16 protein-coding genes and 2 pseudogenes are annotated in these 22,932 nt (G+C 60.2%); 9 read left to right on the forward strand and 9 right to left on the reverse strand.

The features are described from left to right. Positions 1-39: 39 nt before the first annotated feature. From GOX63_RS06040 to GOX63_RS06050, 3 genes are all read right to left on the reverse strand, one after another. Positions 40-1,206: an alpha-hydroxy acid oxidase gene (locus GOX63_RS06040; protein WP_170326959.1), complete on the reverse strand. Its 1,167-nt coding sequence runs from the start codon at positions 1,204-1,206 to the stop codon at positions 40-42. Positions 1,207-1,342: 136 nt separating this feature from the next. After that, entirely contained in the window at positions 1,343-2,134 is a 792-nt protein-coding gene (trpA, locus tag GOX63_RS06045; RefSeq protein WP_170326958.1) for a tryptophan synthase subunit alpha, read from the reverse strand. Positions 2,135-2,212: 78 nt separating this feature from the next. Continuing rightward, positions 2,213-2,698 carry an acyloxyacyl hydrolase gene (locus GOX63_RS06050; RefSeq protein WP_170326957.1) on the reverse strand — a complete coding sequence of 162 codons (486 nt, stop codon included), beginning with the start codon at positions 2,696-2,698 and terminating at the stop codon, positions 2,213-2,215. Between the two features lie 199 nt (positions 2,699-2,897). Between GOX63_RS06050 and ychF the strand changes: the two genes are divergently transcribed. Next, positions 2,898-3,995 (forward strand): redox-regulated ATPase YchF, encoded by a 1,098-nt coding sequence (gene ychF / locus GOX63_RS06055; RefSeq protein ID WP_170545134.1) that lies wholly within the window; start codon positions 2,898-2,900, stop codon positions 3,993-3,995. 53 nt (positions 3,996-4,048) lie between these two features. On the opposite strand, the gene GOX63_RS06060 is transcribed toward ychF, so the two are convergent. After that, positions 4,049-4,561 carry an ester cyclase gene (locus GOX63_RS06060; RefSeq protein ID WP_170545137.1) on the reverse strand — a complete coding sequence of 171 codons (513 nt, stop codon included), beginning with the start codon at positions 4,559-4,561 and terminating at the stop codon, positions 4,049-4,051. 156 nt (positions 4,562-4,717) lie between these two features. On the opposite strand from GOX63_RS06060, the gene GOX63_RS06065 reads away from it, so the two are divergent. From GOX63_RS06065 to GOX63_RS06085, 5 genes are all read left to right on the forward strand, one after another. After that, positions 4,718-5,599 (forward strand): LysR family transcriptional regulator, encoded by an 882-nt coding sequence (locus tag GOX63_RS06065; RefSeq protein ID WP_170545140.1) that lies wholly within the window; start codon positions 4,718-4,720, stop codon positions 5,597-5,599. A gap of 85 nt (positions 5,600-5,684) precedes the next feature. Continuing rightward, a complete protein-coding gene (locus GOX63_RS06070) occupies positions 5,685-7,388 on the forward strand; it encodes an NAD(P)H-dependent oxidoreductase subunit E (RefSeq protein WP_170545143.1) in 1,704 nt (567 codons plus the stop codon). Positions 7,389-7,401: 13 nt separating this feature from the next. Further along, positions 7,402-10,185 carry a formate dehydrogenase subunit alpha gene (gene fdhF, locus GOX63_RS06075; protein ID WP_170326952.1) on the forward strand — a complete coding sequence of 928 codons (2,784 nt, stop codon included), beginning with the start codon at positions 7,402-7,404 and terminating at the stop codon, positions 10,183-10,185. A 112-nt stretch (positions 10,186-10,297) separates the two neighbouring features. Beyond that, positions 10,298-11,086: a cyclase family protein gene (locus GOX63_RS06080; RefSeq protein ID WP_170326951.1), complete on the forward strand. Its 789-nt coding sequence runs from the start codon at positions 10,298-10,300 to the stop codon at positions 11,084-11,086. After that, positions 11,079-11,591: a thioesterase family protein gene (locus GOX63_RS06085; protein WP_170326950.1), complete on the forward strand. Its 513-nt coding sequence runs from the start codon at positions 11,079-11,081 to the stop codon at positions 11,589-11,591. The genes GOX63_RS06080 and GOX63_RS06085 overlap by 8 nt, the downstream gene beginning before the upstream one ends. A 5-nt stretch (positions 11,592-11,596) precedes the next feature. On the opposite strand, the gene GOX63_RS06090 is transcribed toward GOX63_RS06085, so the two are convergent. The 3 genes and pseudogenes from GOX63_RS06090 to GOX63_RS24215 all read right to left on the reverse strand — a co-directional run bounded on the left by GOX63_RS06090 (position 11,597) and on the right by GOX63_RS24215 (position 18,656). After that, complete coding sequence (locus tag GOX63_RS06090; protein WP_367647197.1) at positions 11,597-15,634, reverse strand: translocation/assembly module TamB domain-containing protein; 4,038 nt, start codon at positions 15,632-15,634, stop codon at positions 11,597-11,599. A gap of 41 nt (positions 15,635-15,675) precedes the next feature. Next, complete coding sequence (locus tag GOX63_RS06095; RefSeq protein WP_170326949.1) at positions 15,676-17,481, reverse strand: autotransporter assembly complex protein TamA; 1,806 nt, start codon at positions 17,479-17,481, stop codon at positions 15,676-15,678. 145 nt (positions 17,482-17,626) lie between these two features. Beyond that, a pseudogene (locus GOX63_RS24215) lies at positions 17,627-18,656 on the reverse strand (urate hydroxylase PuuD). Between the two features lie 96 nt (positions 18,657-18,752). Here GOX63_RS24215 and GOX63_RS06105 point away from each other — a divergent pair. Continuing rightward, positions 18,753-19,377, forward strand: a pseudogene (locus GOX63_RS06105) (LysR family transcriptional regulator); the annotation flags it as partial. A 10-nt stretch (positions 19,378-19,387) separates the two neighbouring features. On the opposite strand, the gene uraH reads toward GOX63_RS06105, so the two are convergent. After that, entirely contained in the window at positions 19,388-19,744 is a 357-nt protein-coding gene (gene uraH / locus GOX63_RS06110) for a hydroxyisourate hydrolase (RefSeq protein ID WP_170326948.1), read from the reverse strand. A 161-nt stretch (positions 19,745-19,905) separates the two neighbouring features. On the opposite strand from uraH, the gene puuE reads away from it, so the two are divergent. Both puuE and GOX63_RS06120 read left to right on the forward strand, forming a co-directional pair. Continuing rightward, positions 19,906-21,324: an allantoinase PuuE gene (puuE, locus tag GOX63_RS06115; RefSeq protein WP_170545146.1), complete on the forward strand. Its 1,419-nt coding sequence runs from the start codon at positions 19,906-19,908 to the stop codon at positions 21,322-21,324. After that, positions 21,321-21,809 carry an ureidoglycolate lyase gene (locus GOX63_RS06120; RefSeq protein WP_170326946.1) on the forward strand — a complete coding sequence of 163 codons (489 nt, stop codon included), beginning with the start codon at positions 21,321-21,323 and terminating at the stop codon, positions 21,807-21,809. The genes puuE and GOX63_RS06120 overlap by 4 nt, the downstream gene beginning before the upstream one ends. 100 nt (positions 21,810-21,909) lie before the next feature. Here GOX63_RS06120 and GOX63_RS06125 read toward each other — a convergent pair whose 3' ends face one another. Beyond that, positions 21,910-22,896 carry a type I glyceraldehyde-3-phosphate dehydrogenase gene (locus GOX63_RS06125; RefSeq protein ID WP_170545149.1) on the reverse strand — a complete coding sequence of 329 codons (987 nt, stop codon included), beginning with the start codon at positions 22,894-22,896 and terminating at the stop codon, positions 21,910-21,912. Positions 22,897-22,932: the final 36 nt, after the last annotated feature.

The following is a 22,932-nucleotide window of genomic DNA, read 5'->3' on the forward strand; positions in this document are numbered from 1 at the left end:
TTGGAAAGGGCTTTTTGACCTTTTGTTTTTAAGGCCAAGTCAGTCCTGCCAGCGGCCGCCGAAGTCTTCGGGGATCAGCAAGTTATGCCGCCCCAGATCGCCAACGTTACGTTCGCCGCACAACGCCATCGTGGTGTCCAGTTCCTTGTGGATGACGTCCAGTGCCGTCGTCACACCTTTCTGCCCCATTGCGCCCAGCCCATAGACAAAAGCACGGCCGATATAGGTGCCTTTGGCGCCCAATGCGACGGCTTTCAGAACGTCCTGACCAGATCGGATGCCGCTGTCCAGATGAACCTCGATATCACCGCCGACCGCGTCCATGATCTGCGGCAGCATACGGATGGAGCTGAGCGCGCCGTCCAACTGCCGCCCGCCGTGGTTCGACACGACGATGGCATCGGCACCCAGCTTTGCGGCCATCTTGGCGTCGTCTGCATCCAGAATGCCCTTAAGGATTACCTTCCCGCCCCATTGTTCCATCAGCTTTTCGACCTTGCTCCAATCAAGGCTGGGGTCGAATTGTTCGGCCGTCCATGCGCCAAGTGAGGAGGCGTCCGAGATACCCTCGACGTGACCGACGATATTGCCGAACTCGCGCCGCTTTGCGCCCAGCATCTCGATGCCCCACGACCACTTGGTCGCAAGGTTCGCGATGGTTTTCGCCGTCAGTTTTGGCGGGGCGGACAGGCCGTTTTTCAGGTCCTTGTGGCGCTGACCCAGGATCTGCAGGTCCAGCGTGATCACCAAGGCCGAACATTTGGCATCCTTGGCGCGCTGGATCAGGCGGCTGACGTAGTCCTGATCCTTCATCGTATAAAGCTGAAACCAGAATGGTTTCGTCGTGTGCTCGGCCACATCCTCGATCGAGTTGATCGACATGGTGGACAGGGTAAAGGGCACACCAAACTCTTCGGCGGCTTTGGCGGCCTTCATCTCGCCATCCGCGTGCTGCATACCCGTCAACCCGACCGGGGCCAGCGCAACAGGCATCGTGACATCCTCTCCGATCATCTGAGAAGCGGTCGAGCGTCCGGCCATGTCCACCGCCACCCGTTGGCGCAGGCGAATATCTGAGAAGTCCCAGCTGTTGTCGCGGAAGGTCTGCTCGGTCCAGCTGCCGCTTTCGGCGTAGTCGTAGAACATCCGCGGGACACGACGTTCATAGATGCGTCGCAGGTCTTCGATGGTGGTGATTACGGGCATGGGGCCGCGCCTTTGGTTGAGTGGTCAAGTATTTCTAATGGGGCATTCGGCACGGCGCAATCGGCTGCAGGCAAGAAAAAACCGCAGCAGGCCAGTTGCTTGCTGCGGTTTTTCGAATGGGTTCACTGCTGAACGATCAGGCGGAATGCGCGCCGTCTGCCAATGATTTCACAAAGTCCAGAACTTCGGTCACGGGTTTGCCTGCCGCGATTTGGCTGACAATGGCCGAACCGACCACGGCGCCATCGGCAACGCTGGCGATGGCCTTGGACTTCTCGGGCGTGTTGATGCCAAAGCCCACGATCACGGGCAGGTCGGTTGCGGATTTGATCCGGGCGACTTCGGGGCCGACATTCGTGGCCTGCGCTTCGGCCGCACCGGTGATGCCGGTGATCGAGACGTAATACACAAAGCCCGAGGTGTTCTGAAGCACACGAGGCAGGCGTTTGTCGTCGGTGGTTGGGGTCGCCAGACGGATGAAGTTCAGCCCCGCCGCCTGAGCGGGCAGGCACAGCTCTTCGTCTTCTTCCGGCGGCAGGTCCACCACGATCAGCCCGTCGATGCCTGCGGCTTGAGCGTCGGCAAGAAACTTGTCTACGCCGCGACTGTAGATTGGGTTGTAGTAGCCCATCAGAACGATCGGGGTTGTGTCGTCGGTTTCGCGAAACGCGCGCGCCAGATCCAAAGTGCGCTGCAGGGTCATGCCCCCGTCCAGTGCGCGTTGACCGGCGGCTTGAATGGTCGGGCCATCCGCCATCGGATCGGTAAAGGGCAGACCCAGTTCGATCACATCCACACCAGCACCGGGCAGGCCTTTCACAATCTCAAGCGAGGTGTCGAAATCGGGGTCGCCGGCCATGATATAGGCAACAAAGGCCTTTTTTCCTTCGGCTTTCAGGGCGGCGAACTTGGCATCGATACGGGTCATCTGCAGTCCTTGCATTCAGGTTTGAACCTGATGTGCAGAAACTTTGCCCAGAAATCAATCCCGCCGGGTCAGATTGCCTCAGAACTGGTAGTGGTATCGCAGTAGGGCCGAGTTGACACCGGGGTTTTCGTTATTCGTGCTGGCGTTGGATTTGTGGGTGATTGCAAAGGATATCCTGTTGCCGTTATCCAGAGTGTACCCGAGACCCAGCAGGCTGCGGATCTGGAACTCTCCGCCGAGATCGTTCAGGTCGTCGCTATGGGAAAAGTATCCCGGCATAATACTGCCTTCGACGAACCAACGATCAGCAAAAGTGTAATAGCCGATCAGCCCGATACCGATATGGATATTGCTTGCGGTATCCAAGGTCAGCGCACCGCCCCAGGTGGCGGAAAAACGGGTGGCTTCGTGAAACGGGCGGTGATGGTATTCAAGCGCGAATACGGCTTCGTCATCTGCTTCGCTGTCGGAAAAATCCGAGTATCCGGCGCCAAAGACAAGGGATTGAGCCTGCGCTGTCTGGGCGGCCAGCAGCAGCGCAAGGGTCACAATAATTTTCTTCATGCCTACCATTCACTATTTGTTTGTTCGCAACGTTCTATGTGTCGATCTTAGAGTGCGGTTTCAAATCCGGGCAAGCCGCCAAGCGATGAACATTTTTGTGATGTTGCAGTTTGGACTTGGCCAGGCTGCGCGTAGTCTGGCTTGCGCATTGACCCGGACCTGCATAGAAGCACCCCTCGAATGGCATCAGGAGACCGTCATGGGCTTTAAAATGGGAATCGTGGGTTTGCCGAATGTGGGCAAGTCGACCCTCTTCAATGCGCTGACCAAAACCGCAGCCGCGCAGGCAGCGAATTTCCCGTTCTGCACGATCGAACCCAACGTGGGCGATGTTGCTGTGCCTGATGACCGTCTGGATAAACTCGCGGCGATTGCGTCGTCGAAGCAGATCATTCCCACGCGCATGACCTTCGTGGATATCGCCGGTCTGGTGAAAGGGGCCTCGAAGGGTGAGGGGCTGGGCAACCAGTTTCTGGCCAACATCCGTGAGACTGACGCCATTGCCCATGTGCTGCGCTGTTTCGAAGATGGCGACGTAACCCATGTCGACGGTCGCGTTGATCCGGTGGCCGATGCCGACACCATCGAGACCGAGTTGATGCTGGCCGATCTGGAAAGCATCGAAAAGCGCCGCGCCAATTTGGTGCGCAAGCTGAAGGGAAACGACAAGGAAGCCCAGCAGCAGGATCGCCTGCTGGCCGAAGCGCAAGCGATGCTGGAAAACGGCAAACCCGCGCGTCTGGTCGAGGTCTCGGACGAGGACGCCAAGGCTTGGAAAATGCTGCAGCTGCTGACCACCAAGCCGGTGCTCTATGTCTGCAACGTGTCCGAGGAAGAGGCCGCCGAGGGCAACGAGTATTCAGCCAAAGTTGCCGAGATGGCAGCGGCGCAAGGCAACGCGCATGTCATCATCAGCGCCAAGATCGAAGAAGAGATCAGCCTGCTGGAAGACGAAGAAGCGCAGATGTTCCTGGAGGAGATGGGTCTGGAAGAGCCTGGCCTCGATCGCCTGATCCGCGCTGGTTACGACCTGCTCAAGCTGGAAACCTACTTCACCGTCGGTCCGAAAGAGGCCCGCGCCTGGACCATCCGCACAGGTACCGCCGCGCCGCAGGCCGCTGGCGTCATCCACGGTGATTTCGAAAAAGGCTTCATCCGGGCCGAGACCATCGCCTATGACGACTACATCGCTGCCAATGGCGAACAGGGCGCCAAAGAGGCTGGCAAGATGCGGGCCGAGGGCAAGGGTTACGTCGTCAAAGACGGCGATGTGATGCACTTCCTGTTCAACACCTGAGCAATGCTGGAGCGCCTGGTTAAATTAAGCCGGGCGCAACTGGGCCTGTGGCGCTAGTTACCCACGCCAAGCTCGTGCCGTAACGTGAAGTAGTCCCAAACGACCCAGCTTTCCGCAATCTTTCCGTTGGCGATCCGGTCGATCTGAACTCCGGTCCAGTCTACTTGTTTGCCGGAGGCGGGTTGGCCGAGGTAGGCCCCCTTCTGTGTCCCATAGAAACGCCAATGGGTTGATACGCGGTCGCCTTCGGAAACCTGTCCAAAAATCTCGACTTTCAGATCGGGAAAGGCCTTGTGGTTTTCCGCGACAATGCTGGCCCAAGTCGACAAATCGATGCTCCCGGTGCCGCCAGTGGCCAAAGGTGCCTGATGGTTTTGATACCCTGCCGCGAATATTGACTCGTCAATCGTGGACTCTGCCGCCCACATCTCAACGGCTTGTCGAGAAAGGTCTTTTGCTGCGGAATTGTCAGTTTGTTTTGCCATCACACTTCCTCCTGTGGCTAAGAGCATCACAATCGTTAGTGCCCAAATGCGCGTGACCAATCTGATATACATTCTGGCCATTGACCTCCTCCGTCCGCCATGCCGAATTCGGGCAGGATAACGTGCTCGGCTTGATTGGGGAAATTTCACCTTTCGGCAGGTCGAAGCGTAACAATAACTTTCACCGAACTGGAAACGCGCTATCCTGCGTTTCTGGCTTCAAGAAGAAATCATGGCATGATCGAAATCCGCGACCTGCAATTGCTCAGCGCTTTGGCGCGGCATCAGCATTTTGCCAAGGCGGCCGAAGAATGCGGGATCTCGCAGCCTGCCTTCTCGATGCGCATCCGCAATCTTGAGGACCGGCTGGGTGTCTCGATCGTCCGCCGTGCCAACCGGTTTCAGGGCCTGACCGAAGAAGGCGAAATGATCGTCCAACGGGCGCGGCGTATTCTCGACGATACCAAAGCGCTGGAGCAGCAGGTTCTTGCCGCCAAGGGCGAGATCACCGGCACGCTGATTCTGGGCGTGATCCCGACCGCGATCGCGTTCACGGGTCGCCTGACGAAACGCTTGCGGCAGGCACACCCTCGCATTGTCACCCGGATCGAAACCATGTCGGCCACCGCAATTCAACATCGGCTGGATGAGGGCAGTCTGGATGCGGGCATTACCTATGGTGACAGTATCGGAACCGACTTGCGGCAGGTGCAGCCTTTGTATGAGGAAACCTATGTGCTGTTGGTGCCGTCGCACATGACGGCTGAAACTGGGCCGATCCCCTGGGCGCGGGTGGCTGAATTCCCGATCAGCCTTTTGGAGCCACAGATGCAGAACCGGCGCATTCTGGACCGGATTTTTGCCGAACAGGGGCTGCACCCGCAGGTTGTCGCGGAAACCAGCGGTTTCACCGCCTCAATGGTCATGGCGCGTGAAGGGTTGGCGGCCACAGTGGTCCCGCGCGTGCTGATCCGCGCGCTTGGTGATCTGAAGGGCACGAAGGTGCTGCCTTTGGTCGATCCCGTTGTCAGCAAACCGATTTGTCTGGCGACCCTGTCTCGTGACCCGGAGCTGCCCACGGTCGAGGCGTTGCGGGCTGTGGTGACGTCTTTGCGGTGATAAGGTGTCGTTATCGTGCGATTGCGATAAGCGATTTGACGATATGTTATTCTGATGAGACACGGAGCCTCAATCGGAGGGCATCATGGCACCATTAGACACCAAGCCATCAGGCGCACCCAAGGGCGTCTGGAAGTCAGGTAAAGGCAAGGGGCGACACACGCCCAAAGGCCGTCAGTTCACGGACGAGGCGCAGGCTGAGATTCATCGCCTGCTGGGCGACCGCCCGCGCCGCCGCGACTTGCTGATCGAATTCCTGCATTTGATTCAGGACGAACACGGCCATATCAGCGCCGACCACATTGCCGCGCTTGCGGTCGAGATGCGGATCGGACAGGCCGAGATTTATGAGACCGCAACCTTCTACGCCCATTTCGATGTGGTGAAAGAAGGTGAGACGCCTCCTCCGGCGTTGACCATCCGGGTCTGTGATTCCCTGTCCTGCGAAATGGCTGGTGCCGAGCAGCTGCAGAAGGCGCTGGAAGACGGTCTGGACCCGGCTGAGGTTCGCGTGGTTCGCGCGCCCTGCATGGGCCGCTGCGATACCGCCCCGGTGCTTGAGATAGGTCACAACCATATCGACCATGCAACCCCCGAAAAGGTGCAGGCTGCGATTGCTGCCGATGAAACCCATGCTCATCTACCCGACTACGAAGCCTTTGCAGCCTATGAAGAAAATGGCGGTTACGCCAAGCTGAAAGAGCTGCGCGACGGCGGCGATTGGGAAAAGGTGCAGGAAGACGTCCTGTCTTCGGGCCTGCGTGGTCTGGGCGGCGCTGGCTTCCCGTCCGGCAAGAAATGGGGCTTTGTTCGCATGAACGAAGGCCCTCGCTATCTGGCCGTGAACGGGGACGAGGGCGAACCCGGCACGTTCAAGGATCGCTATTACCTGGAGCGCACGCCGCATGTCTTCCTCGAAGGGATGCTGATCGCCGCCTGGGCCGTCGAGGCGGAAACCTGCTTCATCTACATGCGCGACGAATACCCGGCGGTTCTGGAAATCCTCCGACGCGAGATCGCTGCGCTGGAAGACGCCGGGATTGTTGAGCCAGGTTACATCGACTTGCGCCGGGGCGCCGGCGCTTACATCTGTGGTGAAGAATCCGCGATGATCGAGTCGATAGAGGGCAAGAAGGGCTTGCCGCGTCACCGTCCTCCGTTCGTGGCGCAGGTTGGGGTCTTTAACCGCCCGACTTTGGTGCACAATGTCGAGACGCTCTATTGGGTCACCAAAGTCTGCCGCGAGGGGCCCGAGTGCCTCAACAGCACCGAAAAGAATGGCCGTAAGGGTCTGCGCAGCTATTCGGTCTCGGGCCGTGTGGCGAAGCCGGGCGTCTATCTGCTGCCCGCTGGCTCGACCATTCTAGACGTGATCGAAGCGGCTGGTGGCATGGCCGAAGGTCAGACTTTCAAGGCGTATCAGCCGGGTGGTCCGTCTTCGGGTCTGCTGCCTGCGTCGATGGATGACATCCCGCTGGATTTCGACACGCTGCAACCGCATGGCACCTTCATCGGCTCTGCTGCTGTAGTGGTTCTGTCCGACCAGGACACCGCCCGCGATGCGGCGCTGAACATGCTGCGCTTCTTCGAAGACGAAAGCTGCGGCCAGTGCACGCCCTGCCGGGCTGGCTGTGAAAAGGCGGTGAAGCTGATGCAAGCCGACAAATGGGACACTGATCTGCTGGAAGATCTGTGCCAGGTCATGGGCGACGCATCGATTTGCGGTCTGGGGCAGGCAGCCCCAAACCCGATCCGCCTTGTCATGAAACATTTCGCTGACGAAATCTGAGGGAGACAGAGCCATGCTTGATGCAAGCCCAAACAAGACCGTCACCTTCAACCTGAACGGCGAAGATGTCACCGTGCCCGAGGGCTGGACCATCTGGGAAGCCGCCAAGGGGCAGGGGTTCACCATCCCTCACCTGTGCCACAAGCCGCAGCCGGGCTATCGCCCAGATGGCAACTGCCGCGCCTGTATGGTTGAGGTAGAAGGCGAGCGTACGCTGGTCGCCTCGTGCATCCGCCCCGCAGCGGACGGTATGGTCGTCAAGACCGACAGCGACCGTGCCGAGAAATCACGCGCCATGGTCATGGAACTGTTGGTCGCGGACCAGCCTGAGGAAGCCCACGACACCTCCAGCCATTTCTGGGACATGGCCAAGCTGAACGATGTCAGCGACAGCCGCTTCCCGGCGAAAGAGGCCGAGAAGATCCCACTGCTGGATGACAGCCACGTAGCGATGCGCGTCAATCTGGACGCCTGCATCAACTGCAACCTCTGCGTTCGCGCCTGCCGTGAAGTGCAGGTGAACGACGTGATCGGCATGGCCGGTCGTGGCCATACGGCGCAGGTGGTGTTCGATCAGAACGACCCGATGGGTGATTCAACCTGTGTGGCCTGCGGTGAATGCGTTCAGGCCTGCCCGACCGGCGCCCTGATGCCCGCCACCGTGCTGGACGACAAGCAGCAGGGCGACAGCAAGGACTACGACAGCGAAACCGAAAGCGTCTGCCCGTTCTGCGGTGTGGGCTGTAAAGTCTCGCTGAAGGTCAAGGACGGCAAGGTTAAGTATGTTGAGGGCATCAACGGCCCGGCAAACGAAGGCCGTCTGTGCGTCAAAGGCCGCTTTGGTTTCGACTACATCCACCACCCGCACCGTCTGACCAAGCCGCTGATCCGTCGCGAGGACGCTCCGGCCAAGGGTTTGAACGTTGATCCAGGCAATCTGGACACCCATTTCCGCGAAGCGACATGGGAAGAGGCGATGGATCTAGCCGCCACCAAGCTGAAAACCCTGCGCGACGAAGATCCGCGTAGCGTTGCAGGCTTTGGTTCGGCCAAGTGCACCAACGAAGAAGCCTACCTGTTCCAGAAGTTCATCCGTCAGGGTTTCAAGCACAACAACGTCGATCACTGCACCCGTCTGTGCCACGCGTCGTCCGTTGCTGCTCTGATCGAGAACGTGGGCTCGGGCGCTGTGACCGCGACCTTCAACGAGATCGAAAACGCGGATGTGGCGATCATCATCGGCTCGAACCCGATCGAGAACCACCCCGTCGCGGCGACCTACTTCAAGCAGTTCGCCAAGCGCGGCGGCAAGCTGATCGTGATGGACCCGCGCGGCGTCGGTATGCGCAAGTTTGCAGACGAAATGCTGCAGTTCCGTCCGGGTGCGGATGTCTCGATGCTCAACGCGATCATGAACGTGATCGTCGAAGAAGAGCTGTATGACAGCCAGTACATCCACCGCTGGACCGAGAACTGGGAGGCCGAGAAAGAGCATCTGCGCCAGTTCACGCCCGAGGCGATGTCGCCGATCTGTGGCATCGAACCGGATCAGCTGCGCCGTGTCGCGCGCACCTTTGCGCAGGCCAAGGCCGGTCTGATTTTCTGGGGTATGGGCGTCAGCCAACACATCCACGGCACCGACAACTCGCGCTGCCTGATCTCGCTGGCTCTGATGACAGGGAACGTTGGTAAACCCGGCGCGGGTCTGCACCCGCTCCGCGGTCAGAACAACGTGCAAGGCGCATCCGACGCGGGCCTGATCCCGATGTTCCTGCCCGACTACCAGACCGTGACCGACGACGGCATTCGGGCCAAGTTCAACAACGTCTGGAACTCAGACGACTTCTCGAACGAGAAGGGGCTGACTGTCACCGAGATCATCGACCAGGCCTATGCGGGCAACATCAAGGGCATGTACATCATGGGTGAAAACCCGGCCATGTCCGACCCCGATGTGAACCACGCCCGAGACGCGCTGGCCAAGCTGGACCTGATGATCGTGCAGGACATCTTCCTGACCGAGACGGCGAACTATGCCGATATCATCCTGCCAGCCTCGGCGCTCTATGAGAAGAACGGTACCGTGTCGAACACCAACCGTCAGGTACAGCGTGTGCGTCCGGCCGTGACCCCTCCGGGTGAGGCGCGCGAGGATTGGAAGATCACCGTCGAACTGGCGCAGCGCATCGGTCTGAACTGGGATTACACCGATGTGTCTCAGGTCTTTGCCGAGATGAAGTTGACGATGAACTCGCTCAACAACATCACGTGGGAGCGTCTGGAGACCGAGACCATCACCTACCCGTCGCTGTCCGAGACAGACCCGGGTCAGGCGATTGTATTCGGCGATGGCTTCCCGCGTGCGGATGGTCGTGCCCGGTTCACCCCGGCCAGCGTCATCCCGCCGGACGAGGCGCCGGATGATGAATACCCGATGATCGCCACCACCGGCCGTCAGCTGGAACACTGGCACACCGGGTCGATGACCCGCCGGTCCAACGTTCTGGACGCGGTTGAGCCGGAAGCGAACTGTTCGCTGAACCCGCGCACGCTCAAGCTGATGGGGATCGAACCGGGTGAGATGATCCGTCTGACCACCCGTCGCGGCTCGATCGAGATCATGGCGCGGGCCGACCGGGCGATTGCCGAGGATATGGTGTTCATCCCGTTTGCCTATGTCGAGGCGGCGGCAAACGTCCTGACCAACTCGGCCATCGATCCCTACGGCAAAATCCCCGAGTTCAAGTTCTCGGCGATCCGGGTCGAAAAGATCGAAGACGCTGTCGCGGCGGAATAACACCACCACTCACAAATCTAGAAAAGGCGGCCCTTTGGGTCGCCTTTTTTCTTTCCTTGACAGAGTGTTGCTTGCGACCAAACCTGTCGTCACCTTGGTGATGGAGGAGCACATGGCCCGCCGTTTCGTTGATCTGTCCGTTCCGTTGGAAACCGGGATCGTGTCCGACCCGCCTATCATGCTGCCCGAGATCGATTATCTGACCCACGATCAGACCGCCGAGCAGGTGATGGCGTTTTTTCCCGGTCTTCAGAAAGATGACCTTCCGGGCGGCGAGGGCTGGGCCATCGAACGGCTGCAGATCGCCACCCATAACGGTACCCATCTGGACGCGCCCTATCACCATCATTCGACCATGAATAACGGCGAACGGGCGATCACGATCGACGAGGTTCCGTTGGAATGGTGCATGAACCCCGGCGTGAAACTGGATTTCCGGCATTTCGACGATGGCTATGTCGCGACTGCGGCCGATGTCGAGGCAGAGCTGAAACGCATCGGCCACGATCTTCAGCCGCTGGACATCGTGATCGTCAATACTTCGGCGGGCACGCAATACGGCCAGCCGGATTATCTGATGAAAGGTTGCGGTATGGGACGCGAGGCGACCTTATACCTGACCAAGCGCGGTGTGCGGGTAACCGGCACAGACGCCTGGAGCTGGGATGCGCCTTTTCCCCTGACCGCTCAGGAATACGCCGAAACCAAGGATGCGTCGATCATCTGGGAAGGCCATCGTGCCTCGATGGAGATCGGCTATTGCCATATCGAAAAGTTGACCAACCTCGAAGGCCTGCCACCCACCGGGTTCGAAATCTCGTGCTTTCCGTTCAAGATCAAAGGGGCATCGGCGGGCTTTGTGCGGGCTGTCGCGATCTTTGAGGAGGACGGTGATGAATAACCCCCTCAGCGGACATGACGGCCCTTATGACGCGCCGGTTGAAGTGCGGGGGTTCTCGGTCCTGCCGGAATGGGTCGATTACAACGGCCACATGAACGTGGGCTATTACGGCGTGGCCTTCGACATGGCGCTGGAAAAGCTGATGGCCGATCACCTTGGGGTGGGTGAGGTGCAGGTCAAGGCGCTGGGGCAGGGGCCGTATGTCCTGCAATCCCACATGAATTTCCTGCGCGAGGTTCAGCCGGATGAGACATTCTTTTTTCGCATTCGGATGCTGGATTCAGATCAGAAACGCGGTCATTACTTTGCGCAAATGCTGTCAGAAAAAGACGACGCAGTCTGCGCCACGCAGGAGGCACTGTTCATGAATGTCAGCCACGCCACCGGACGATCAGAGCCCTACCCGGATTGGGCAGCCGCCCGGCTGGCCCGCATGGTTCGCGATCACGCCGGGCTGGAGGCCGCGCCGCAGGTCGGGCAGGCAATTGGCATCCGGCGGAAATAACGCCCTCAATAATCCCGTTCGAAAAACAGCCCCAGACCGGTTTCGCCACGCCCGTCTACCGTTCCGCGCACCGTGAAACTGTCGGTGACGTCCAGGTTCAGGTTCACCTCGGTATCGCCCTCGGTATTGACGGTGAAATCGGTATAGAGGTTGTCGCTCAGGTAGGCTCCGGCCCCCAGACGGCCCGCGCCGCCCGAAGTCGCGCCGATGTCCACCGTGTCAACGCCGGTTGAATCGCGCAACCCCTTGGTTGCGTCGCCCCCCGCGCCGCTGAGCTGCGCCAGCGACGCAGCCATCTGGGCGATAACAAAGGGCGACAATTCCGAGAAGCTGTTGCCGAACAACAGCATGGCCAAAGCCTCTTCTGCCGGGCGCTCGGGATCGGAATAGACGTCAACCTCGGGCGCATCCAGCGGGCCAGAGATTTCAATCGTGGCGGTGCCTTCGGATGTGCTGGTTGACGACGCGAACTCGATATAAGGCGTCAGGTCCCCCTGCAGGGTCACGATCCCTTTGGTTAGCGCCAGCCTGCGGCCCAGAATGTCAAAATTACCTCGGATCAGTTCGATCTGGCCCGAGGGTATGACCGATGCGGTTGTGCCGCCGATAAACAGGTTCCCACCCAGTTCGGCATTCACGCCGCGGCCGCGCACGAAAACCGCCTTGGGCGCCAGCAGGCTGATGTCCAGCGCCATGCGGGAGTCGCTTTTGGAGGCCCCTTCCTCGGCGATCAGTCTCGCCCGTTCACGGGTGATGTAGCTGGCCCGGCTTTCATTGATATGTTCGATCTCGGGGATCGGAGCGGCCCCAACGGCCCCGGCTGCGGCGGCGAGGTTGATGTTGGTTTCCTCAAAGGTGATCTGGCCGGAAAGGGCGCTGTTGCCCGCCAGGGCCCCGGTCAGGGCGATCTCGCCGTTCAGTGTGGTTTCATAGAGCAGCTTGTCAGTAACCACGAGCTGGTTGAGGCGTGTAACGATGTTCGCATTGAGCGGCGGCGTCAGATCTATGGGACCGGATACGGTAAAGTTGCCGCCCGCGCGCATCCCGCCATTCAGCGAGATCGTGGCCCGGCTTTGCGCCAGCTCGACCGAGCCGCTGATGCCTGTGATCGTTTGCCCTGCTTCGGGGATCGCCAGCGATGTCCCCGAGGTCGTGATGGACCCGCTGAGAGATTCGAGCGCAGGCTTGCCCCTTAGCCGCAGATTGTGCCGGGCCGTTCCATCGATTTTGTTGGGCGAGATAAACAGGTTGGCGACCCCAAGGTTGACACCGCCCTGGGCCCGCAGATCGGCTTCGCCGCTGTTTTCGTCAAAGGTGCCAGCGATCGTGCTGCTGATTTCGGCGGGGCCATTGGCCGAACCATCGATGGTCCAGACGCCGCCTTTGCGTTTGGCGTTTCCGGTTGCTGCGATGGTGCCGGGGAATTCGGGTGCGAAACGCTCGATCTTGTTCAGCTTGGCGTCGAAATCCACATCGGCGGTGCCTTCCGTGTCCACGGTTCCGGTCAGCTCCGCGTAAGAGCTGTCCGGTCCGTTCAGCCGCATGGTGCCCTCAATCCCCGATCCGGTTGGGGCGACGTTGCCGTCCAGTGTCAATGGCCCGGACATCGTGGTCAGGACGCGGGACACATCGTCAAGCTTTGCCGTGAAGTTCAGCCCGCCGGCGTCACGGTCCAACTTGCCCGATGCGGAGGCGGTCAGGGCGGTGCCCTGCAGGCGGAAGGTGCGGATGTCGACGCCTTCCTGATTTTTCTCGGCGTCGACATTCAGTGTTGTGCGGCCCTGGATCAGCTTGTCGACCAACTCGATACCGGTTTGAATGTCATCCGCATTCACGCCGCCCTGAATGTCGAAAGCCTTGCTGGCAAGGGCTGCGCTGCCTTGAAGGTTGGCTGTGATCGACCCGGCCAGATCGCGTTTGGCGAGCCCCGAGAACAGCGACAGATCGGGGGCATTCACCCTAGCGCTTCCATCCACCGCCAAATCGCCGGTGGGGTCGTCGACCGTTGCGGCGACCTGCGCGGTCAGGGCTTTGCCGTTGACCGTCGCCTTTCGAATGTCGATCTTGTCGGCCGTGCGCGCACCGTCCCAAGTGATCACGGTTTTGCCGGTCAGCAGAGGGTCAATATCGGCCATGCCGGTCTTGATGTCCTGTCCGGTCACGCTGGCCGTACCGTCGAATTCCAGCGTTTGCACCGTGCCTTTGCCGTCCAGTTCAGCCTGCAAGCTTCCGCCCAGTTCGCGGTTGGCCAGCCCGGAGAAGACCGACAGGTCAGGTGCATTCACGCTGGCCTGCCCATCTATAGTCAGGTTGCCGTCAGGTGTCGTGACCTCGCCGCTGGCCTGCGCCTGCGCGGCTTCGCTGTTCAGGTCGAATTCGCGGATCGTGATCCCGTCGCTGCCGCGGCTGGCATCCAGCGTGATCGTGGTCTCGCCCTTGATGACCGGGTCGATATCGTCGCGCCCGGTGACCAGATCGCGACCCTCGACCACCACCTTGCCGTCAAAGCTGCGTTCCAGCGGAGAGCCCTTACCCTTGACCCGGACGGAAGCCTCGCCTCCCAAATCCATCTGTGCCAAGTCCGAAAAGCGCGCCAGGTCCGATGCCTGCAACGTGGCCGAACCATCAACCGTCAACCCGCTGGTCAACCCGTCGATCAGTGCGTCCAATGCCAGCGTGTAGTCGGCCCCCACCAGCTCGAATCCGGACAGGTTCAGGGACTGATCGCTGCCATAGTCGAACTGGCCGTCCAGCGTGATGCGCTGGCCCAAAGCGGTGTTCAGCGCCTGATCGTTCAGGTCGATTCCGTCGACGATGGCCTGCAGATCACCTGTAACGGTGAATGCCTCGCCCTGTTCCAAGGTGCCCTGCGCGGTGATCCGGGCATTGTCGAGTTTTGCCTGCGGCGACTGAAACGCGTCTGCGGTCAGGCTCAGGTCCCACAGGTTTCCGTTTTTCTGATCGAACAGGGCTGAAAGCTGCGCCGCTTCGATCGAGGTATCCCCACCCGCAACCGGCAGCACCACGGTTTTGCCTTCCGGCGGGGTGATCCGACCCTGCAAGGCCGCAAGCTGCAGGGCGCCTCCTTCGGCCAGCTGCAGCTCACCCTTCAGGTCCAACGCCTGCGTTGTCAGCTCCAGGTCAGAGATATCCAACGCGCCTTGCGGTTTGGTCTGACCGTCCACGAAAAGCCGTGTCTTGGGGCCGAAGAACGGGTCCAGATCTTCGGCCATAAAGGGGGTCAGGTCGCCACCCAGATCGGCGGTAAAGGCGATCCCGTCTGCCGCGCCGGTTTCCGCGGCGCGCAGTTCGACCTGTCCGGTCACCCGCGGCTGCTTGTCACTGCTCAGGGCAATATCGGCGGTGAAATCGGTCAAGGGCCCTGCGCCTTTGGCCGTAAAGCCGATAGGCGGGCTGTCGGGGATCTTCAGCGCCGTTGAAATCAGGCCGCCCTCGGCCTCATTCACGTCCAGATCCAGATTGATTTCGCGCGAGGCGTTCTGGAATCCGGCGGTCAGCTTGATCCTGTCACCGGCGCGGTCCAGCCGGGTAATATCCAGATTGGTGTCCAGCGCGCCATCAGCCAGCGACAGGTTGCCGGTCACAGACAACGCCGCAGAAACCCCGATCAGGGGCTCACCCAGCAACAGCTCATCCACCCGAATCTCGCCAATCTCAATGGAAACGGGCAGTTCGGGCAGTTGAAAGGGTTGTGTTTCTACCGAAGGTGGCGGCGCCTCTTTGGTGGTCGTGCCGGGGGTGCGGGCGATGTCGATCTCTTGCGCGGTCAGGGCGTTGACGGAAAACCGCCCGCGGATCAGAGCCAGTCGATTCCAATCCAGTTCGGCATCCTTGATGGTCAGCCAGACACCTTCATCGTCCGAGACGGTGATCTCCTGGATTGTGGCGCGCGCGCTCAGCGCCCCTTGCAGGCCTTTGACGGTGACGTTCTGATCGTCGCCCGACAGCGTGTCCTGCAGGAACCGCTCCAGCATACTGCCGCCACCGTCATCCTCCTGCGCGATCGCAGGGGGCGCGGTCACGATCAGTATCGTGGTCACAACGGGATATGCGTAGTGCCGTATCAAAATGCCTGTCCGATCCCGATATAGAACTGCAGCCCACTTCCGGTCTCGCCCTGCACGGGCAAGGCCAGGTCCAGACGCAGCGGGCCGAACCCGCCCAGATCATACCGCACCCCAAGGCCGGCGCCTGAGTGATACTCAGCATCGCTGCCGATAAAGGATGACGTGTCCACGGTACCGAAATCGTAAAACCCGACAAGGGATATTGTGTCTGTGATCTTTCCGCGAACCTCGCCGGACAGGCCGAGGAAGGACTTGCCCCCGGCCACGCCACCGTTGACCGGAATACCGAGGCTTTCAAAGGGTTGCCCACGCACGGTTCCCGCACCGCCCGAGAAGAACAGGAAATCCGGCGTCACACCGCTGGGAGAGGGGCCAATAACCGACCCCAACTGAACGCGGCCCGCCAGAACAAGCCGGCCTCCGGTATTCAAACTGGTGTAAGTGCGCCCGTCAAAGAACAGTCGGATGCCGTTGTGAGTACCGGACAGGCCGGCGAAGGGCATGGCTTGTGAGTCCAGATAGAACCCGCGTGTGGCACTGACCTTGCTGTCACGTTCATCCCATTCCGACCGGAGCGGGATGATGAAATATCGAAACTTGCGGCCACTGCCATAGGCATCATCTGCATCCGACCACTGGAAACCGGCCGAGGCTTCGGCATAGAGCCGGTCGGAAAAGGTGCGCCGCGCACCATAGGCCAGCGACGCAACCGAGACGTTGTAATTTTCGGTATTGCGCCGCTCCAGCAGCGCGCTCCAGAAGGTGTTGTCATCCGGGCCCAGCCGGTCGGGCTGATCCAGACGCAGGCCGATACGGCCATCAAGGTCCTCGGAGCCGCCGATGTTGCGCAGCGCGGCTTCGAACCGCAGCCGTTCGGCGCGGCGGAACACATTGCGGTGGGTCCAGGTTGCGGTCACATCCAGCCCGGCGTTCGAAGCAAGCTCGACCCCGAAGGTCAGGCGGCGTTTGGGCATATCTTCGAACGTGGCGTCGAAATCCAGTGACCCGTCGGGGTTGGGGGTTTCATGTTCCTTGATCGACACGACGCTGAACGTGCCTGTGCGGCGCAACCGTGTGCCGACCTTCTGGATTTTATCCGGTGAATACACCTCGCCCGAGGGGAAACCGGCGATCTTTTCAATCGACCGGTAACGGACATCTGTATCGCCCCTGATGATCATCTTGCCAAAGGTCAGCTGCGGCCCCGGTGCAAGGTCGATTTCAGCGTCCAGCCGATCTTGCGCATGACGGGCGATGACCTTTTGATCTTCGACTGCCGCCTTTGCGTGGCCGGCCTCGCGCCAGCCCTGAACTCCGGCCGATGCGGCCTGTTGGATGGCGCCGGTCGTGGCCAGCTTGCCGGGGGCAAACTCTTCGGGCAGGGTAGTGCCCGGCGCGACCGGTTCAACGATGGCGGTGCCGAACGTGAAAGTCGGGCCGGTATTCACCGTGATGACGGCGCGGTTGATCGCGTTGGGCACGGTGAGCGAGCTCATGTCCGCAGCTTCCTGCCCGTCCAGTTTGATGCTGACGACCGGGCTGAAATAACCCTCATCATACAAAATTTGAACGATGGTGCGGTAATCCGACAAAGCGGCGGACAGGATTTCCAGCGGCGTATCCAACCCCCTGTCTTCGGCCGTCGCAACCGAGGACGTCTCCTCGATGCGTTCGATCAGCGCCTTCGGTGCGCCGGGTGCAGCGAGCGTCGTTTCCAGCGCAGCCAGTGACGAGGGTAGAGCGGCGGCAGTCATGCCAAGAAGGCAATATTTCACAAAGGCCCGCGGCCTGCTTCCCGGCATCGAATGGCTCCAACTGCCCCAAGTCGAAATCAATTTCGCCGTCTTATGCAAAGCGACGGCTGGTTACATTCATGTTAGAGCATCAGTTTCTGTGCAGGGAAAGAGGTTATCGAAAACAATGCCGAATTAACGGGCCCTGTTGTGATCAGGACCCGGCATTGCGGAACCAGCGGACGATCGCTTCGCGGTCTTCGGGTTCCATATAGGTCACGTTGGCAGGCGGCATTGCGTGGTTGACGCCCGCCTGGAGGTAGATTGGTTTGGCATTGCGCACGATATCGCCTTCGGTTCCCAGCAAGACACCCTTGGGGGCCCACTTAATACCCTCCCACACCGGTTCGCGGGCATGACAAATGGAACAGCGGCCCAGCACAACGTCATGCGCGTCTTCAAAGCCGTCCGCGGCGGCGAATTTCTGTTCATAGGCCTTCAGCGTCTGCATCTTGGCCTCTTCCAGCGGTTTGTACATCGGCGCGGTGGATAGCCACATGATGGCGTTGAACAGCAGTGCCGTAACCGCCCAGGTCCGGGTTAGATTTCCGGCGCGGTATGCGTCCGTTCATCAGGTCATCCACAATGATACGCTGGTTCGACATGATGATGAAGAATACGTTTGCGGTCATGATCGTGGCGGTGAATGCACCCAGATGCAGCATCATCGTACGGCCGGTGAAGTTCTGGTTAAAGCCCCAGCCCATCGAACAAGCAGCACGAACAACAGCACCATAAGCAGGGTAGGGCGTTCCCCCATCCCGGCCTTACACAGGAAGTCAAAGATCAGCCATCCCACGGTCAGCGACGCGGCCGAGATCAGGATGCCCTGCCACAACGCCAGATCGGCTTTTTCCGCGTCGATCAGAAACAGCTCTCCACCGACCCAATAGACGATCATCAACAGCGCAGCACCAATGAGCCTGGTTGCATAGCTTTCCCATTTGAACCAGGTCAGGTAATCGGGCATCCGCTGGGCGCGACCAAGTATTTCTGGATGAGAAATAGGCGCCGTCATGTACCTGCCAGTCCTCGCCATCCGCCGGGTCGGGGATGTTGCGGTTCAGGCCAAGTTCCAGCGCGTTGAATTAGAAGGATGATCCGATCCAGGCATTCGCGGTGATGACGTGCAGCCAGCGCACAGCAAAACTTATCCAATCCCAGAACACGGCAAATTCGAACATGAGAAGTTTCTCCGGGAAGTTACCGTCACACCAGGCAAGCGGGCTTTTCTTCGGCATTGCCGTGTATTGTCAGGCTGTATCAAAAAAAACGATAAGATGTCCTGTCTCGAAAACACCTGCACATTTGTTAGTGTCTATTATCTGGGCAGCATGTCCGCTGCCGGCCGCGATTTGCGGATTTCGCCAGCGGTGACCTCGGCGCGGATTTCTCAGCTTGAAGATCACCTGGGTGAGCGCCTGTTCCAACTCACCACGCGCAACCTCGGCCCGACCGAGCAGGGCCGGGCGTTCTAACCCGGAGCGGTCGCAGTTCTGGGCGCGGTGGACGATGCCGAAGCGCAGGTGGTGCACCTGACGACCGAGGGCTTGGACCCGGCGTTTTTCATTGGCCAGCCCTAGGAGAGCACCCTGCGTATCCGCAAGAGTGCCGATTGCCAAAGAGTGCTTTACGCCGCTCCGGACTATGTCCAACGACGGGGGATGCCGCAGACGGGGGCAGATCTTACTTCGGGAAAGCGCGAATGCCTGAACCTGCGCTTTCCTTACGCGACAGAGTTTCAATGGCAGTTGGAGACACACGAAGGACCTAAACGGTTTGCGGTGTCGGGCCGGTTCGAATGTGATGATGGGGACTTGCTGACCTGCAGAGCATTGTGCGGGGCATGGGATTGCAATGACGCCGATGTTCGAGGTAGCGGATTACCTGAAGGCGGGAACCTTGCCGGTCGTTTTCAACTGCCGCGATAGGTCGAGTAGCCGTAAGGCGACAGCAACAAAGGCACATGGTAATGTGCGTCTGCGTCTGACATGCCAAACCGGATCGGCACCTGATCCAGAAACAGTGGGTCTTCGGCCGCCTGACCTGTGGCGCGCAGGTAATCTCCGGCATAGAAAATCAATTCGTAGCTGCCGGTTTGGAAATCCTCCTGCGGTAGAATCGGGCTGTTGGTGCGGCCGTCCGCATTCGTCTCGGTTTCGGCCAGTATGCGGCGGGTGTCCCCGGTGATTTCGTACAGGGCGATCCGCAGCCCCTCGGCCGGGCAGCCGCGTGCCGTATCCAGAACGTGGGTTGTCAGATAACCTGCCACGAGGGCCTCCTTTGATTTGCCTTTCGCTTTGTCGCAGTCTGGCGCAAAGTTCGATACAGTGGAAATGCCGATAGAACCGGAAGCAGCGTTCGGATCAGTTTGATAATCAACCGCGTGTTTCTGGGCTAAGGCTGACGAAACGCACAAGAACGGAAGATACCATGCAGCCGCCTCGATACCCTCGTAACATGATCGGATACGGAGCCAACCCACCCGACGCCAAATGGCCCGGGGGGGCGAAGCTGGCTGTACAGATTGTGCTGAATTATGAGGAGGGCGGTGAGAACAATATTCTGCACGGTGATGCCGCGTCCGAGGCCTTTCTGTCTGAGATTGTGGGTGCTGCGGCATGGCCCGGGCAGCGCCACTGGAATATGGAAACGATCTATGAATACGGGTCGCGCGCCGGGTTCTGGCGTCTGCACCGGTTGATGCAGGACGTGCGGATTACAGTCTACGGCGTGGCAACGGCGCTGGCTCGCTCGCCGGATCAGGTGGCGGCAATGAAGTCGGCAGGTTGGGAGATTGCCAGCCACGGTCTGAAATGGATCGAGCACAAGGACATGGCCGAGGAGGAGGAGCGCGCGCAGATCGCCGAGGCCATCCGCCTGCATACCGAGGTCGTGGGGGAGCGTCCGCGCGGATGGTACACCGGGCGTTGTTCCGAAAACACCGTCCGGCTGGTGGCTGAAGAGGGCGGGTTTGCCTATGTGGCCGACACCTATGCCGATGATCTGCCCTATTGGATGCAGACTGGAGGGCGGGATCAGTTGATCATGCCCTACACGCTGGACTGCAACGATATGCGCTTTGCCACGCCGCAGGGGTTCAACTCGGGCGATCAGTTCTACACCTATCTTAAGGACAGTTTCGACGCGCTTTATGCGGAGGGTGTGGCGGGCTCGCCGAAGATGCTGTCGATCGGGCTGCACTGCCGCCTGATCGGGCGGCCGGGGCGAGTGTTGGCGTTTAAGCGGTTTCTGGACTATGCGCGCGGGTTCTCGGATGTGTGGTTCGCGACACGGTTGCAGATTGCGGAACATTGGGCGGCACAGCATCCCGCCGTACAGCACCCGAAACCGTCGCTAATGCAACGGGATGAGTTTGTCGCGGCATATGGTGGCATCTTCGAGCATTCCGCCTGGATTGCGGAACGTGCCTTTGATCTGGAGCTTGGACCGGCCCATGACACGGCGGGCGGCTTGCATAATGCGTTGGCGCGGATGTTCCGTTCGGCCTCGGATGAGGAGCGGCTGGGCGTGTTGACCGCGCACCCTGATCTGGCGGGCAAGCTGGCACAAGCCAAACGTTTGACGCAGGAAAGCACGTCCGAGCAGGCCTCGGCCGGGTTGGATGCTTTGACGGATGAGGAGCGCGTCGCCTTCACCGATCTGAACCAGCGCTATACTGAAACGTTCGGGTTTCCGTTCATCATTGCCGTGCGTGACCACGACAAGGCGTCGATCCTGCAGGCGTTTCAGCGGCGGATCGGACAGGACCGAGATACGGAATTTGCCGAGGCTTGCCGTCAGGTCGAACGTATCGCGGAGTTCCGTTTGCGGGATGTGTTGCCCTCATGAGTCGCCGGATTGTCGCCATGCCTCTGACGCCTGAGGCCTTTGCGCCCTTCGGTGATGTGCTGGAGGTTGCGGGCGAACCGGACAAACTGATCAATCAAGGGCAGTGCGGTCGGTATCATGATCGCGCAGAGCTGGATTTTTCCGACGGGCGCGCAGGGATCAGCCTGTTCAACGCCAATCCGCGCAGCTTGCCCTATCGGTTGGATATGGTCGAGCGACACCCCGAGGGCAGTCAGGCCTTCCTTCCGATGACGCAGCACCCGTTTCTGGTTGTTGTCGCTCCGGATGAGAACGGGCGGCCGGGTGAGCCCTTGGCTTTTGTCACTGCGCCCGGACAGGCGGTGAACTATCATCGGGGCACGTGGCATGGTGTTCTGGCGCCGCTACATGCTCCGGGCCTGTTTGCCGTTATCGACCGGATCGGAGAGGGGGCCAATCTGGAAGAGGCATGGTTCGACGAACCTTATGAAGTGGTAGCTGGCTAAAACCGGTTCTCCCGCCCGGACCCTGGCGCATCAAAGATGCTTGGGACCCGTTGGGCCGGGCAGCGCGCGGGCAAGCCCGCCCGCTGCGGTATTGCCCTTGTCAAGGTTGTGCCATCAGGCGGGCAACGTCGAGCATTCGCGCCGAAAAGCCCCATTCGTTGTCATACCAGCCGAAGATGCGAACCTGATTTTCACCGACCATGCGGATTTCGGGTCTCGCGATGACCAGTGATTCCGGTCGGGTCCGCAGGTCTGAAGACACCAGCGGGTGATCGGTCCAGCCCAGAACAGCGGATTGCGCAACGGCAGTACGCAATTCGACCTCAAAAGCAGACGCCGACATGCCGCGGTCAAGCGTCGCGACCAGATCGACGGCTGACACACTGGCGGTAGGAACGCGGACAGCTGCGCCTGAGATACGGCCTGCAAGGTGCGGCATGACTTCATCGATCAGATGCGTCGCACTGGTCGTCGTGGGGACCATGGACAAAGCTCCTGCGCGAGACCGGGCCAGATCGCCGCGCGGTGCGTCCACCATCGGCTGACTGTTGGTATAGCAATGGATCGTTGTCATGTGAGCCGAGGCGATGCCTGCGATTCCGTCCAACACCTTAACTAGCGGGGCCAGCCCGTTGGTTGTGCACGAGGCGTTCGACACGATCCGGGCGTTGCCCAGCTGATCCTCGTTTGCGCCCAGAACGATGGTCACCTCAGTGGCGGGTGAGGGGCCGGAGATCAGCACTTTGCCTGCCCCAGCGGTCAGCCCCTGTCCGGCCACGTCCGAGGTGCGCGCGACACCCGTGCAGTCCATCAGGACATCGACCCCGGTCAGATCGACGCGGGACAGGTCCGGGCTGTGGGTGACCGGAATGGTGCGGCCGTCGACCACCAGCGCTTCGTCACCGGCCTCTACCGCGCCGGGGTATGGGCCGAAGGTACTGTCGTATTTGAACAGATAGGTACAGGTTTCCAGCGGCGCGATGTCGTTGATCAGCACCAGTTCAACATCACTGTCCTGCGGCAGAGCCAGCAGCTGCCGCAGGATCGTGCGGCCGATGCGGCCGAATCCGTTGATTGCAAGTTTCATGCGCAAGCTATGGCAGTGGGTTGCGCCGACCTCAAT

Origin of the sequence: Ruegeria arenilitoris (genome assembly GCF_013031355.1) — a bacterium.
Taxonomy (GTDB): Bacteria; Pseudomonadota; Alphaproteobacteria; order Rhodobacterales; family Rhodobacteraceae; genus Ruegeria; species Ruegeria arenilitoris_C.

What these genes read in the sequence shown, in the direction of transcription:
- fdhF (WP_170326952.1), top strand. Translation starts at nt 7,402, where the DNA reads ATGCTTGATGCAAGCCCAAACAAGACCGTCACCTTCAACCTGAACGGC.
- GOX63_RS06060 (WP_170545137.1), bottom strand. Translation starts at nt 4,561, where the DNA reads ATGGCCAGAATGTATATCAGATTGGTCACGCGCATTTGGGCACTAACG.
- GOX63_RS06125 (WP_170545149.1), bottom strand. Translation starts at nt 22,896, where the DNA reads ATGAAACTTGCAATCAACGGATTCGGCCGCATCGGCCGCACGATCCTG.
- GOX63_RS06085 (WP_170326950.1), top strand. Translation starts at nt 11,079, where the DNA reads ATGAATAACCCCCTCAGCGGACATGACGGCCCTTATGACGCGCCGGTT.
- GOX63_RS06095 (WP_170326949.1), bottom strand. Translation starts at nt 17,481, where the DNA reads ATGCCGGGAAGCAGGCCGCGGGCCTTTGTGAAATATTGCCTTCTTGGC.
- GOX63_RS06065 (WP_170545140.1), top strand. Translation starts at nt 4,718, where the DNA reads ATGATCGAAATCCGCGACCTGCAATTGCTCAGCGCTTTGGCGCGGCAT.
- puuE (WP_170545146.1), top strand. Translation starts at nt 19,906, where the DNA reads ATGCAGCCGCCTCGATACCCTCGTAACATGATCGGATACGGAGCCAAC.
- GOX63_RS06120 (WP_170326946.1), top strand. Translation starts at nt 21,321, where the DNA reads ATGAGTCGCCGGATTGTCGCCATGCCTCTGACGCCTGAGGCCTTTGCG.
- GOX63_RS06040 (WP_170326959.1), bottom strand. Translation starts at nt 1,206, where the DNA reads ATGCCCGTAATCACCACCATCGAAGACCTGCGACGCATCTATGAACGT.
- GOX63_RS06080 (WP_170326951.1), top strand. Translation starts at nt 10,298, where the DNA reads ATGGCCCGCCGTTTCGTTGATCTGTCCGTTCCGTTGGAAACCGGGATC.
- GOX63_RS06070 (WP_170545143.1), top strand. Translation starts at nt 5,685, where the DNA reads ATGGCACCATTAGACACCAAGCCATCAGGCGCACCCAAGGGCGTCTGG.
- ychF (WP_170545134.1), top strand. Translation starts at nt 2,898, where the DNA reads ATGGGCTTTAAAATGGGAATCGTGGGTTTGCCGAATGTGGGCAAGTCG.
- GOX63_RS06050 (WP_170326957.1), bottom strand. Translation starts at nt 2,698, where the DNA reads ATGAAGAAAATTATTGTGACCCTTGCGCTGCTGCTGGCCGCCCAGACA.
- trpA (WP_170326958.1), bottom strand. Translation starts at nt 2,134, where the DNA reads ATGACCCGTATCGATGCCAAGTTCGCCGCCCTGAAAGCCGAAGGAAAA.